We start from the raw sequence: 12,296 nt of genomic DNA on the forward strand, positions 1-12,296 counted from the left end.
TCGCACCCGCGCCCGCAAGAGACGCCCGGCTCACCCCCCAAGAAGCGCCACGCCCACGCCCCAAAAGACATCCGGCTCACGCCCCACAAGGCTTCGCGCCCGCGCCCGCGAGAGACGTCCAGCTGCGCCCCAGGAAGCCTCACTCCCACGACCCAAGAGACCTCCGTGTCACGCCGTAAGAAGCTTCACGCCCGCGCCCCCGAAAGACTTCCCGCTCGCGCCCCAAGCAGCTTCCGGCTCGCGGTCGAGGCGGTCGAGGCGGTCGAGGCGGTCGAGGCGGTCGAGGCGGTCGAGCCAGTCTGGAGAGCCGCCGGAGCGATCCCCCAAAGTCAGCCCAGGGCGAAGATCGGCTGGTCGACGGCGGTGGCGGGCTTCGGGGTCCAGGTTTGTTTGTCGCGGCTGTATTCGAGGATCTCGTTGCTGTCCTCGGTGGTCGCCAGGATCGCGTCGCCCAGGGCGGCCAGGCGCTCCAGTCGCTTGCTGGTGGTCGGGAGCTGGGTGGTCTCCCCGTCGCCGACGTTGATCTCCTTGACGACCTGGCCCGCCTTGGTCTGGACGAGGACCAGGAGGTGGCCGCCGTCGCTCCAGGCGATGTCCACGATCTCGTCGCCGCCCGAGACCGTGGTCAGCGTCTCGAAGTTGCTCAGCATGGCGTTGCCGCCGCCGCCCGTGAGCGCGCCGACCTGGACCCGGTTGTCGCCGATCTCGACCGCGACGCGGACCCCGTTGCGCGCCATCCGCAGCGAGGTGACGTTCAGCCCCTGGAGGGCGGGCGCGGCGACGCGTTCGGGGCCCCGGCCGACGACCGGGTGGGAGCGGATGACCTCGCCGTTCTGCCGGTCGAACGTCCACAGGCTGCCGTCGCGATGCCAGGACGGGTCGGTGAGGTCGGCGCCGGGGATGGACTCCTGCCAGCGGCCGTCGGGCGAGTGCCGGGTCACCCAGATGCCGCCCGCCGCGGACCTGGCGGCGATCCGGTCGCGGTCCTTGGAGACGGCGAAGCCGGTGTAGCCCTGGCTGGGCTGTCCGGCGGGGCCGGTCACGGGGTGGCCCTCGCCGTCGCTGCCCAGCACGAAGACCGCGCCGCCGCTGCTGTAGAACACCTGCTTGTCCTCGCTGCCCAGCCAGCTCTCCGGCAGGTTGGCCGGCACGGTGAGCGGGCCGGAGGAGAAGAACTGCTCGCCGTCGAGCAGCACCTCCAGGGTGCGGCCGTTGGCCAGGTTGTTGCTGCTCAGGCTGGCCCTGAGCTGGGCCTGCAGGCCCTGTGTGTAGGTGTCGAGCGGGTTGAACGGGCCGCCCATGTTGATCACCACCCGGTCCTCGGTGGACCGGATCCACCGCACCCTGGCGCCCTCCGGGAACTCGTTGCCGACCGCGCCCTGCAGCCCGCTGGTCGGCCCTTCGGCGAGGCGCTCGACGATGGTCTGGGCGAAGCTCTTGTCGGGGTCGACGCGCAGCCGCAGCCGGTCGACGACCAGCCGGTCGGGCTGCGGGTCGGCGCCGGAGCTGCCGTTGAGGTAGTAGAGGTTGGTGGGACGGTACGCGCGCCGCACGTCGGCGTCGGTGAGCAGCAGGCCCTGCTGCAACCCGTTGACCTTGAAGGCCCCGTTGGCGTCCTTGACCAGGGTGATCGGCCGGTTGATCTTGGGGTCGTCGGACGAGCCGACCGGCACGTACGTGTCGTCCTCGTTGATCTGCGCGATCTTGTTGCCCTGGATGGAGAGGACGGTCTCGTTCTTCTCCTTGTTCTCGACGAGCTCGCCGAACCGGAACGAGTTGTCGATCACCGTGATGGCGCCGTCGGGTTTCCAGACCCGCCTGGCCTCCTCGGTCAGGTACTTGGGCAGCACGGAGGGGTCGTCGTCGTAGGCGGCCATGGCGGCCAGCAGGCCCTCCACGACCTGCTGCGGCCCCCAGTCGGGCTGCGGCGCGACGGCGAGCATGCGCTGGAACGGCACGGTGACGGAGTCGCCGCTGCCCGCGTCGTCCACCGGGAACGGCCCGCCCACGGGGATGACCGCGCAGCCGGTGCCGGCCAGGAGCATGGTGAACGCGAAGGCGGCGGCGCCGCCCAGCCGCCTAATCCTCGTCATGGCCGCCCCCGTCTCCGGTGGCCGGCAGCAGGACCGGCGTCATCTGGCCGCGCCAGGTGCGGCGCATCTCGATCTCGGGCGGGACCAGCGACAGCGGGGAGCCCTTGAGGTCGGTGCCGGCCTTCCTGGGCAGGGTGAGCCGGAACTGCGAGCCCTCGCCCGGCTGGCCCCACGCCTGCAGCCAGCCGCCGTGCAGGCCGGCGTCCTCGCGGGAGATCGCCAGGCCGAGCCCGGTGCCGCCGATGGTCCTGGCCCGCGACGGGTCGGCCCGCCAGAACCGGTCGAACACCAGCGTGTCCTCGCCGGGTTTGAGCCCTATGCCGTGGTCGCGCACCGCGACCGCGACCGCGTCCCTGTCGGCGCCGACGGTGACCACGACGTCGCGGCCCTCGCCGTGCTCTATGGCGTTGAACAGCAGGTTGCGCAGGATGCGCTCGACCCGGCGGTTGTCGACCTCGGCCATGCACGGCTCGTTGGGCAACCGCAGCTCGAAGCGGGTGCTGTGGCGCTCGGCCAGCGCCTCGGAGTCGGCGATGGCGCGCAGCACCACGTCGCGGATGTCGACGGAGTCGAGGTCCAGGTCGGCGGCGCCGGCGTCGTACCGGCTGATCTCCAGCAGGTCGGCCAGCATCGACTCGAACCGTTCGAGCTGGGCCTGCATCAGCTCGGCCGAGCGTGAGGCCATCGGCTCGAAGTCCTCGCGCGCGTCGTACAGCAGGTCGGCGGCCATGCGGACGGTGGTGAGCGGGGTGCGCAGCTCGTGCGAGACGTCGGAGACGAACTGCCGCTGCACCTGCGACAGCTCTTCCAGCTGGTGGATCTTGAGCGCCAGGTTGGCGGCCATCTCGTTGAACGAGGTCGCGAGCCTCGCCAGGTCGTCCTCGCCGCGCACCTTGAGCCGCTCGTCGAGCTTCCCGGCGGCCAGCCGCTCGGCGGCCTGGCGGGCGAGCCGGACCGGCGTGACGACCTGGCGGGCCACGAGGTACGCGATGGCGGCGAGCAGCAGCACCAGCCCGAAGCCGACCACGACGATGGCCAGCCGGACGTTCGACAGCATCTGCTCTTCCTCGTCGAACGGGAAGAAGTGGTAGACCTCGTAGCTGCCGTTGACGTGGATGATGGCGCCGATGACGAGGGTCTGCCTGTGCTGGCTCTCGCCGGGCAGCCTGATCGGCTCGGTGTAGCGCTGCGGCCTGTCGATGAACTTCTCGGCCTGGCGGCGCAGCATCTGCTGCAGCGCCTCGGGGATGTTCTGCTGGTTGACGTTGCCCGACGCGCGGGACCGGCCGGGCTCGTCGACGTTGAGGATCAGCACCTCGTAGCGCTTCTTCCAGCCGTCCCTGCCGGTGCCGATGATGTTGTCCATCACCTCGTCGAGCGGGTCGGGCGGCACGCTCTTGCCGGGGTCGGAGGACTTGGCCTGGTCGTCCTCGCGCCGGGTGAGCGCGTCGGCGATCTGCAGCCGGTCGGCGGCGGCCTCGCTGGCGGCGGACTGCTGCCGCCGCTCGATGACCGAGTTGTTGATCTGGTCCGACAGGAAGATGCCGAGCACCACCACGACGATCAGCGAGATGACCAGGGTGCTGGTGACGACCTGGAGCTGGAGCGAGCGCCGCCACAGCCGGCGTGCCCTGCCCGCCGCACGACGAGCCCGCCGCCGGATCCCGCCGAGTATCTGGCGGAGGGTCCGGCGGCGTGTGCGTCTCGTCTTGGTCGGGGGCATGGCGGGGAGAGCCGGGTCCCTAAGCGGGACCGGCCTTGTAGCCCACGCCGCGGACCGTCACCACGATCTCGGGGTGCTCGGGGTCCTTCTCGATCTTGGCGCGGAGGCGCTGCACGTGCACGTTGACCAGGCGGGTGTCGGCCGCGTGGCGGTAGCCCCAGACCTGCTCCAGCAGGACCTCGCGGGTGAAGACCTGGCGCGGCTTGCGGGCCAGGGCGACGAGCAGGTCGAACTCGAGCGGGGTGAGGTTGATGGTCTCGTCGCCGCGCTTGACCGAGTGTCCGGCCACGTCGATGGTGATGTCGCCGATCTGCAGGATCTCGGGGGTCGGCTCGTCGGTGCGGCGCAGCCTGGCCCGCACCCGGGCCACCAGCTCCTTCGGCTTGAAGGGCTTGACGATGTAGTCGTCGGCGCCCGACTCCAGCCCCAGCACCACGTCGATGGTGTCGCTCTTGGCCGTGAGCATGACGATCGGCACGCCGGACTCCGCCCTGATGCGGCGGGCGACGTCGATGCCGTCGGCGCCGGGCAGCATCAGGTCGAGCAGGACGAGATCGGGGCGCGTGTCGCGGAACGCGTCCAGCGCCTTGTCGCCGTCACTGACAAAGGATGGTTCGAAGCCCTCTCCGCGCAACACGATGCCGAGCATCTCGGCGAGAGCGGCATCGTCATCGACGACCAGCACGCGACCTTTCATGGCCCCTCATTCGTTCTACGCATTCTGGGACATACCTGCACGGTCGGTGAAGGTTACCCCCGCTCGGCCCATGAGTGTGACATGAGTCCCGCGAAAGGTCTGTATCAGGCTCGCGCCGCGACCGCTTTCTTCAGTCTGCGGTAACGGAAGGTCTTTCGGCCACCCTGGACGAGATCCGCCGCGCCGAAACGCGTGGAATGCGAGCCAAGATGCGGTCTTCTCGACGGCGCGACGCCACCCAGCCGCCCAGCGTGCCAGGATTGGGATATGTCAGACGGTCACGGTTCCGCGTCAGAGAGGCCTTCGGGCTGGGCAGCGGAGCAGCCCCCGCCCTACGGCGCGCCTCCGGCGTCGCCGTGGACCGCCCCCGGCAGCGAGCAGCCGCCGCCTTCCGGTCCTCCCTACGAAGCCGGCCCCCAGTCCGGCGGGCAGCAGTCTTACGGGCCGCCCCACGGCCCCTACCCGCAGGGCCAGCCCTACGGGTACGGTCCCCACCCGCCCGCGCTGCGGCCCGGCATCATCCCCCTGCGCCCGCTCGCTCTGGGCGACATCTACGACGGCACCATCAAGCTCATCCGCTCCAACCCGAAGGCCGTGCTCGGGCTGTCGGCGGTCGCGGCGCTGCTCGCCGCCATCCCGCTGGCCGTCGGCCAGGGCTTCGTGTTCGGCGCCGTGGCCCCGTTGATGAACGACCCCGCCGCCCTCCAGGCCGAGGACCCGGCCGGCACCTACGGCATGCTCGGGGCCCAGTACGTCAGCGCCTTCGTCTCGTACGCGATCAGCTTCGTCGCGGTGACGGTGCTGACCGGGGTGCTGACGCGCATCCTCGGCCGGGCCGTGTTCGGCGGCAAGATCACCACTCAGGAGGCGTGGCAGACGACCAGGAGGCGGCTGCCCGCCCTGTTCGGCGTCGTCGGGCTGCTGGCCCTCATCATGCTGGCTCCGGTGGCCGTCATGGCCGCGGTGCTCGTGGTCGCCTTCGGCACCGTCGCCGGGGGCTCGCCCGAGGCGGCCGGCGGGCTGCTCCTGCTGTTCCTGCTGATGATCGTGCTCTACATCGGGTACGTGTTCTTCTTCCGTACGCGCTTCGCCTTCGCGCCCGCGGCCGTGGTGCTGGAGGGCAGGGGGCCTGTCGACGCGATGCGCCGCTCGTGGAACCTGGTGACCGGCGACTTCTGGCGCGTCCTCGGCATCCTGTTCCTGACCACGCTCGTGGTCGGGCTGATCGCCAGCATCCTCCAGGTGCCGTTCATGATCGTCGGAATGGTGATCGGGCTGGTGGGCAGCGGGTCGGTGGCGACGATCGTGATCGGTTCCATCCTGGTCGCCGTCGGCGGCACGCTCGGCGCCATGATCACCTACCCGTTCGAGGCGGGCGTCGCCGGGCTCCTGTACGCGGACCGCCGCATGCGGGGCGAGGCCTTCGACCTCGTCCTGCAGACGGCGGCCATCGAGCAGCAACGGCAGGGCTGGGTGCATTCGACGGCCGACGAGCTGTGGCACCCGTCCAACTCCGCCAAGTCGTGAGCCCGATCGGCAGGGACGAGGCCGCCGGGCGTGCGGCGCGCGAGCTCCTCGACCCTCAGTACGCTCGGGAGCCGCTGTTCGACCGGCTGCAGCGCTGGTTCTTCCAGTTCGTCAACGACCTGCTCGACACGGTGGCCGGTGGCGGCACCGCGGGCGGCGTGCTGGCGGCGATCGTCATCCTGCTGCTGCTCGTGGGCGTCGCGGCGCTGGTCGTCTGGCAGGTCCGCCGCGCCGGCCGGCGCAGGGCCGCCGCTCCCGGCGAGCTGTTCGACACCCGGCGGCTGACGGCGGCCGAGCACCGTGAGGCCGCCGAGCGGCTCGCCGCCGAAGGCCGGTGGACCGAGGCGATCCAGGAGCGGCTGCGCGCCATCGCCCGCGACCTGGAGGAGCGCGCCCTGGTCGACGGCATGCCGGGCCGCACCGCCGCCGAGCTCGCCGCCGAGGCCGGCCGGGCGCTCCCGCCGTTCGCCGCCGACCTGGCGGCGGCGGCCCGCTCCTTCGACGACGTCACCTACGGCGACGTCCGCGGCACCCCCGCGGCCTACGAGTCCATGAGCACGCTGGACACCCGCCTCGCGACCGCCCGCCCGGCCGCCCTGGGAGCCACCCCATGACCCTTCCCCGCCCATCGCCCCCGCACGACCGCCCCGTTCAGACCACCCCAGCAGGGCACCATCCCCTGGAAGGACGCCGGGCCGGGAGGCCGGGTGGGGTGCGGTTCGGAGGTTCTGATGGCCGGTGAAGGCGTGCGGGTGAGGCCGGAGGAGAGCGTTCCGGCGTCGGGCGGGCTGGCGCCGGCGGCCGGGGGCGGGTCGGTGCCGACGTCGCCGACCGTGCGGTCCGTGTGGCGGGGCGGCCGGCTGATCGCGCTGCTCGGCCTGATCGTCGTGGCGGTCGCCACGGCCGTGGTGCTGCTCGGCCCCGACCGGGGCGCCCAGCGCTTCCTCGATCCGGACGACACCTCGCTGCAGGGCTCCAAGGCGCTGGCCGAGCTGCTGCGGGCCAGAGGCGTCACGGTGGACCGGGTGGACTCGGCGGAGGCGGCCAGGGCCCTGGGCGGCGACCGGCTGCTGTTCGCCGGCGACACGACGTACGTGGACACGTCCGCCCTGGCCTCGCTCCCCGGCGACCGGCTGATCGTGGGCTTCTACGACCTGCCGACGCTCGCCCCGAACGTCGACCCGGTGCCGGAGGCGGTGCGGGAGCGCTCGCGCGACCCCGAGTGCGCGCTGCCCGCCGCGACCGCCGCGGGGAGCGCCTACATCGGCGGGGTCGCGTTCGAGGTCCCCGCCGGCGGCACCGGCTGCTACCCGTCGCATGAGGGCTCGACGCTCGTCAGCTTCCCGAACGGGTCCGGCACGACCACGGTCGTCGGCAGCGCCTCGTTCATGACGAACCTGCGCCTGGCCGAGGACGGCAACGCCGCGCTGGCGCTCAACCTGCTCGACACCGGCAAGCCCGTGACCTGGCTGGTGTCCCCCGACACCCCGCCCGCCGGCGACCTGGCGGGCACCGAGGGCCGGTCCATGTACGACCTCATGCCCGCCGGCGTCGGCTGGTCGCTGGTGATGGCGTGCGTGGCGGTGGCGCTGGTGGCGTTCTGGCGGGGCAGGCGGCTCGGCCCCGTCGTGGTGGAGCGGCTGCCGGTGGTGGTGCGGGCCGCCGAGACGGTGGAGGGCCGCGGCAGGCTCTACCGCGCCAGGAAGGCCAGGGCCAGGGCCGCCGACGCGCTGCGGGCGGGCGCGATCGACCGGCTGACGCCCCGGCTCGGGCTGGGCCAGGGCGCGGACAGCCGGGAAGTGGTGGCGGCGATCGCCGTACGGACGGGTGAGGACGCGCAGCGGGTCGGCGCCGCGCTGTACGGGCCCTCACCGGAGACGGATGACGAGCTGGTCGCCCTGGCCGGATACGTGGACCACATCGAAAGGAAGGTCAGTGAGCTCTGAGCATTTCGCCCGGACGGCGGCCCCCGCGGACGCGGCCAGGGAGGCGCTGAGCGCGCTCCGGGCCGAGGTGTCCAAGGCCGTGGTCGGGCAGGACGCGGTGGTGACCGGGCTGGTCATCGCCCTGCTGTGCCGGGGACACGTGCTGCTGGAGGGCGTGCCGGGCGTGGCCAAGACGCTGATGGTCCGCACCCTCGCCGCGGCGCTGTCGCTGGATTTCAAGCGGGTGCAGTTCACCCCCGACCTGATGCCGGGCGACGTGACCGGCTCGCTCATCTACGACGCGAAGACGGCGGAGTTCGAGTTCCGCGAGGGCCCGGTGTTCACGAACCTGCTGCTCGCCGACGAGATCAACCGCACCCCGCCGAAGACCCAGGCGGCGCTGCTGGAGGCGATGGAGGAGCGGCAGGTGAGCGTGGAGGGCGCGGCCCGCCCGCTGCCCGACCCGTTCGTGGTGTGCGCGACGCAGAACCCCGTCGAGTACGAGGGCACCTACCAGCTCCCCGAGGCCCAGCTGGACCGGTTCATGGTGAAGCTGACGGTGCCGCTGCCGCCGCGTGACCAGGAGATCGCGGTGCTGGAGCGGCACGCGCTCGGCTTCGACCCGCGCGACCTGTCGGAGATCAAGCCGGTGGCGACGGCCGCCGACCTGGAGGCGGGCCGCCAGGCGGCGGCGCAGGTGCACGTCGCCCCCGAGGTGCTCGGCTACATCGTGGACGTCGCCCGCGCCACCAGGAACTCGCCGTCGCTCCAGCTCGGCGTCTCACCGCGCGGGGCGACCGCGCTGCTGGCTGCCTCACGGGCGTGGGCGTGGCTGTCGGGCCGCGCGTACGTGACTCCGGATGACGTCAAGGCGCTGGCCAGGCCCGCGCTCCGGCACCGGGTGCAGCTGCGGCCGGAGGCGGAGCTGGAGGGCGCGACCGCCGACGGCCTGCTCGACGGCATCCTCGCCTCGGTCCCGGTCCCGCGCTGATGGCGCTGACGGGACGCGCCGGGCTGGTCGCGGCGCTCGGGATCGTGGTGGTGCTGTTCGCCCCGCAGCCCGGCCCCGCGCTGGCCGGGGTGTGCCTGCTGCTGGCCGCCGGGATCCTCGTGGACCTGGTGTTCGCGGGCGCGGTGCGGCCGCTGCGCTTCCACCGGTCGGGCGAGCGGCTGGTGCGGCTCGGGCAGCGGGCGACGGTGGAGCTGACGGTCGAGAACCCGGGGAGCAGGCGGGTGCGCGGGGTGCTGCGCGACGCGTGGCCGCCGTCCGCCGGGGCGGCGCCGCGCGAGCTGGCGCTGGACGTGCCGGCCGGCGAGCGCCGCAAGCTGGTCGTGACGCTCACCCCGACCAGACGCGGCGACCGCGAGTCCGTGGCGGTGACCGTGCGCTCGCGCGGGCCGCTGGGGCTGGCCGCCCGGCAGGGCAACCACCACTCCCCCTGGTCGGTGCGGGTGCTGCCGCCGTTCCTGTCGCGCAAGCACCTGCCGTCCCGGCTGGCCAGGCTGCGCGAGCTGGAAGGTCAGCATCCGGCGCTGGTGCGCGGTCAGGGCACCGAGTTCGACTCGCTGCGCGAGTACGTGATCGGCGACGACGTGCGCTCGATCGACTGGCGGGCCACCGCGCGGCGGCACGACGTGGTCGTGCGCACCTGGCGGCCGGAGCGCGACCGGCGGGTGCTGATCGTGCTCGACACCGGCCGCACCTCGGCGGGCCGGGTGGGCGCGGCGCCGATCCCGCTGGCCGGGGCGGTCGCGGACGGCCAGGGCGGGCTGCTGGTGCGTCCCGCGCCGCGTCCCGAGCCCGGGTGGCCGCGGCTGGACTGGTCGATGGACGCGGCCCTGCTGCTGGCCGCGCTCGCCGCCAGGGCCGGCGACCGGGTGGACTTCCTGGCCTACGACCGGTCGGTGCGCGCCTGGCTGAGCGGCGCCTCCCGCACCGAGCTGCTGTCATCGCTGGTCAACGTGATGGCGCCGATCGAGGCCGAGCTGGTCGAGGCCGACGCGCAGGGCATGGTGGCCGCGATCCTGTCCCGGGCCAAGCGCCGCTGCCTGGTGGTGCTTCTCACCGACCTGAACGGGGCCGCGATGGACGAGGGTCTGATGCCCGTGCTGCCCCAGCTCTCCTCGCGCCACCTGGTGCTGGTGGCGGGCGTGTCGGATCCCCGGGTGGCGGCGATGGCCGCCGGACGGGGCACGGCCGAGGAGGTGTACGACGCGGCGGCGGCCGAGCACGCCCGGCTGGAACGCCGGCGGATCACGGCCAGGCTGCGCCGCCACGGCGTCGAGGTGGTCGACGCGCCGCCCGACGACATCGCGCCCGCGCTGGCCGACCACTACCTGGCGCTGAAGGCCGCGGGCCGGCTCTAGCCGCTCGGGGCCACGTCGGGGGCGTCCTCCAGGTCACCGGTCTGGTCGTCGCGGGCCGCGCGGCGTCCGAACGCGATCACGTACCCGAGGAAGACCACCTCGGCGAGCACCCCGATGCCGACGCGGGCGGCGGTGGGGAGCCCGGACGGCGTCACGAACGCCTCGATCAGGCCCGACACGAACAGCACCACGACCAGCCCGAGCGCGACCGCCATCACCGCTCTGCCGTGCTCGGCCAGCACCTCGACGCGTCTGCGCGGGCCTGGCGCGATGACGGTCCAGCCGAGCCGCATGCCGACGGCGGCGGCGAGGAACACGGCCGTGAGCTCCAGCAGGCCGTGCGGGGTGATGAGGCCGAAGAAGATGTCGAGCTTGTCCCTGGAGGCCATGAGGCCGCCCGAGATACCGACGTTGGCGGCGTTCTGCCAGAGCACGTAGGGAATCGGCAGGCCCAGGAGGACGGCGTAGGCGATGACCTGGAGCGACACCAGCGCGTTGTTGATCCACACGCGGTTGGCGAAGGACGCCGCGGGGTTCTCCGAGTAGTAGTCTGCGAAGTCGTGCTCGACCAGCTGGGTGATCGCCTCCTCGGTGGCGATCGAGGCCTGCACCCTCGGGTCGCCGGCCACCCACGCGCCGAGCGCCCAGGCCACCGCCACGAACGCCAGCGACGTGGCGAGCCACCACCAGCGCGTCCGGTAGGCCACCACCGGGAAAGAGACCGTGAAGAAGCGGACGACCTCCCGCCAGGCCGGGTTGCGGGAGCCGGTGACGGCCGAGCGGGTGCGGGCGACCAGCGCCGACAGCCGGCCGGCCAGCATCGCGTCCGACGAGGAGGAGCGGACGATCGACAGGTGGGTCGACACCCGCTGGTAGAGGTCGACGAGCTCGTCCACCTCGGCCCCCGTCAGGGAGGAGCGGTGCTTGACCAGGTGCTCCAGCCGATCCCATGTCGGGCGGTGGGCCGAGACGAACGCGTCGATGTCCACGTGACCATTCTGGCCGCTCACGCGGGCGGTCATTGCCGTTAGGCTCCACATATGTCAGAGGTTGTGACCGGTGACGCCGTCGTCCTGGAGGTACGGGTAGCGCAGTTCCCCTCGCGCGCCCTGGCCTTCTTCATCGACTACGCCATCCAGATCCTGCTCCTGATCGGAGGGCTGAGCACGCTGCCGTACCTCGCGGCGTTCACCGATCCGGCGATGTTCGCGGCCGTGGTGACCCTGTTCCTGTTCCTGGTCATGGTCGGCTATCCGGTGATCTTCGAGACGGCCACGCGCGGGCGCAGCCTCGGCAAGCTGGCGCTCGGGCTGCGGGTGGTGAGCGACGACGGCAGCCCCGAGCGGTTCCGGCAGGCGCTGTTCCGCGGGCTCGCCGGGCTCGTGGAGTTCTGGGCCTTCTTCGGGGCGCCGGCGCTGATCTCCTCGCTCGTCTCGCAGAAGGGCAAGCGGCTGGGCGACCTGTTCGCCGGGACGATGGTGATCTCGGAGCGGGGGCCGCGCGACAACTCCGACGCCATCGTGATGCCGCCGCAGCTGGCGTCCTGGGCGGCGTCCCTGGAGCTGTCACAGGTGCCGGACGAGGTGGCGACGGCCGCCCGTCACTACATCCTTCGCTGGCATGAACTGTCGCCGCGGATCCAGTACGAGATGGGGGTGCGGATCGCCACCCAGATGGCGTCGTTCGTGTCCCCGGCCGCGCCGCCGGGCGTGCCGCCGCACGCCTACCTCAGCGCCGTGCTCGCCGAGCGCCGCCGCCGCGAGCAGGCCCGCCTGATGCGCCAGGCCGCTCCTCTCCCGTACGCGCCGCAGACCGGCCCGTACGGGCCCCCTCCCGTCCAGCCGGCCCCGTACGGGCCCGCTGCCGGTCCTCAGGGCGGGCCGAATCCGTACGGACCGCCGGCGCCGCCCGCTTCGGAGGGGACCGGCGGGTTCGCGCCGCCGCAATGAGGGGCGCCGGCCCCG

The 12,296-nt window shown here is 72.8% G+C and carries 10 protein-coding genes; 6 read left to right on the top strand and 4 right to left on the bottom strand.

The window, feature by feature from the left end; genetic code table 11:
- Positions 1 to 329: 329 nt before the first annotated feature.
- The 3 genes from FR742_RS31020 to mtrA are packed head-to-tail and all read right to left on the bottom strand — an operon-like array spanning position 330 to position 4,513.
- A complete protein-coding gene (locus FR742_RS31020) occupies positions 330 to 2,093 on the bottom strand; it encodes an LpqB family beta-propeller domain-containing protein (protein WP_148034220.1) in 1,764 nt (587 codons plus the stop codon).
- Positions 2,080 to 3,816: an MtrAB system histidine kinase MtrB gene (gene mtrB, locus FR742_RS31025; RefSeq protein ID WP_148034221.1), complete on the bottom strand. Its 1,737-nt coding sequence runs from the start codon at positions 3,814 to 3,816 to the stop codon at positions 2,080 to 2,082. The genes FR742_RS31020 and mtrB overlap by 14 nt, the downstream gene beginning before the upstream one ends.
- A gap of 19 nt (positions 3,817 to 3,835) precedes the next feature.
- A complete protein-coding gene (gene mtrA, locus FR742_RS31030; protein WP_090763607.1) occupies positions 3,836 to 4,513 on the bottom strand; it encodes an MtrAB system response regulator MtrA in 678 nt (225 codons plus the stop codon).
- Positions 4,514 to 4,780: 267 nt separating this feature from the next.
- On the opposite strand from mtrA, the gene FR742_RS46090 reads away from it, so the two are divergent.
- The 5 genes from FR742_RS46090 to FR742_RS31055 all read left to right on the top strand — a co-directional run bounded on the left by FR742_RS46090 (position 4,781) and on the right by FR742_RS31055 (position 10,332).
- Entirely contained in the window at positions 4,781 to 6,040 is a 1,260-nt protein-coding gene (locus tag FR742_RS46090; protein WP_148034222.1) for a DUF3824 domain-containing protein, read from the top strand.
- Positions 6,037 to 6,654, top strand: a complete 618-nt coding sequence (locus tag FR742_RS46095; protein WP_148034223.1) for a DUF4129 domain-containing protein — start codon at positions 6,037 to 6,039, stop codon at positions 6,652 to 6,654. The genes FR742_RS46090 and FR742_RS46095 overlap by 4 nt, the downstream gene beginning before the upstream one ends.
- A gap of 117 nt (positions 6,655 to 6,771) precedes the next feature.
- The gene (locus tag FR742_RS31045; RefSeq protein WP_148034224.1) at positions 6,772 to 7,986 is read left to right on the top strand and encodes a DUF4350 domain-containing protein; all 1,215 of its coding nucleotides are present in this window, start codon (positions 6,772 to 6,774) and stop codon (positions 7,984 to 7,986) included.
- Positions 7,976 to 8,956, top strand: coding sequence for a MoxR family ATPase (locus FR742_RS31050; RefSeq protein WP_148034225.1), 981 nt, complete (start codon positions 7,976 to 7,978; stop codon positions 8,954 to 8,956). The genes FR742_RS31045 and FR742_RS31050 overlap by 11 nt, the downstream gene beginning before the upstream one ends.
- Entirely contained in the window at positions 8,956 to 10,332 is a 1,377-nt protein-coding gene (locus FR742_RS31055; RefSeq protein ID WP_148034226.1) for a DUF58 domain-containing protein, read from the top strand. The genes FR742_RS31050 and FR742_RS31055 overlap by 1 nt, the downstream gene beginning before the upstream one ends.
- Here the strand turns inward: FR742_RS31055 and FR742_RS31060 are convergent.
- On the bottom strand, positions 10,329 to 11,321 hold the full coding sequence (locus tag FR742_RS31060) for a stage II sporulation protein M (RefSeq protein ID WP_148034926.1): 993 nt from the start codon (positions 11,319 to 11,321) through the stop codon (positions 10,329 to 10,331). The two genes, FR742_RS31055 and FR742_RS31060, sit on opposite strands and share 4 nt — an antisense overlap.
- Before the next feature lie 51 nt (positions 11,322 to 11,372).
- On the opposite strand from FR742_RS31060, the gene FR742_RS31065 reads away from it, so the two are divergent.
- Positions 11,373 to 12,281 (top strand): RDD family protein, encoded by a 909-nt coding sequence (locus FR742_RS31065; RefSeq protein ID WP_148034227.1) that lies wholly within the window; start codon positions 11,373 to 11,375, stop codon positions 12,279 to 12,281.
- Positions 12,282 to 12,296: the final 15 nt, after the last annotated feature.

Source organism: Nonomuraea sp. C10 (assembly GCF_008017515.1).
GTDB classification, from domain to species: Bacteria; Actinomycetota; Actinomycetes; order Streptosporangiales; family Streptosporangiaceae; genus Nonomuraea; species Nonomuraea ferruginea.

What these genes read in the sequence shown, in the direction of transcription:
- FR742_RS31020 (WP_148034220.1), bottom strand. Translation starts at nt 2,093, where the DNA reads ATGACGAGGATTAGGCGGCTGGGCGGCGCCGCCGCCTTCGCGTTCACC.
- mtrB (WP_148034221.1), bottom strand. Translation starts at nt 3,816, where the DNA reads ATGCCCCCGACCAAGACGAGACGCACACGCCGCCGGACCCTCCGCCAG.
- mtrA (WP_090763607.1), bottom strand. Translation starts at nt 4,513, where the DNA reads ATGAAAGGTCGCGTGCTGGTCGTCGATGACGATGCCGCTCTCGCCGAG.
- FR742_RS46090 (WP_148034222.1), top strand. Translation starts at nt 4,781, where the DNA reads ATGTCAGACGGTCACGGTTCCGCGTCAGAGAGGCCTTCGGGCTGGGCA.
- FR742_RS31045 (WP_148034224.1), top strand. Translation starts at nt 6,772, where the DNA reads ATGGCCGGTGAAGGCGTGCGGGTGAGGCCGGAGGAGAGCGTTCCGGCG.
- FR742_RS31055 (WP_148034226.1), top strand. Translation starts at nt 8,956, where the DNA reads ATGGCGCTGACGGGACGCGCCGGGCTGGTCGCGGCGCTCGGGATCGTG.
- FR742_RS31065 (WP_148034227.1), top strand. Translation starts at nt 11,373, where the DNA reads ATGTCAGAGGTTGTGACCGGTGACGCCGTCGTCCTGGAGGTACGGGTA.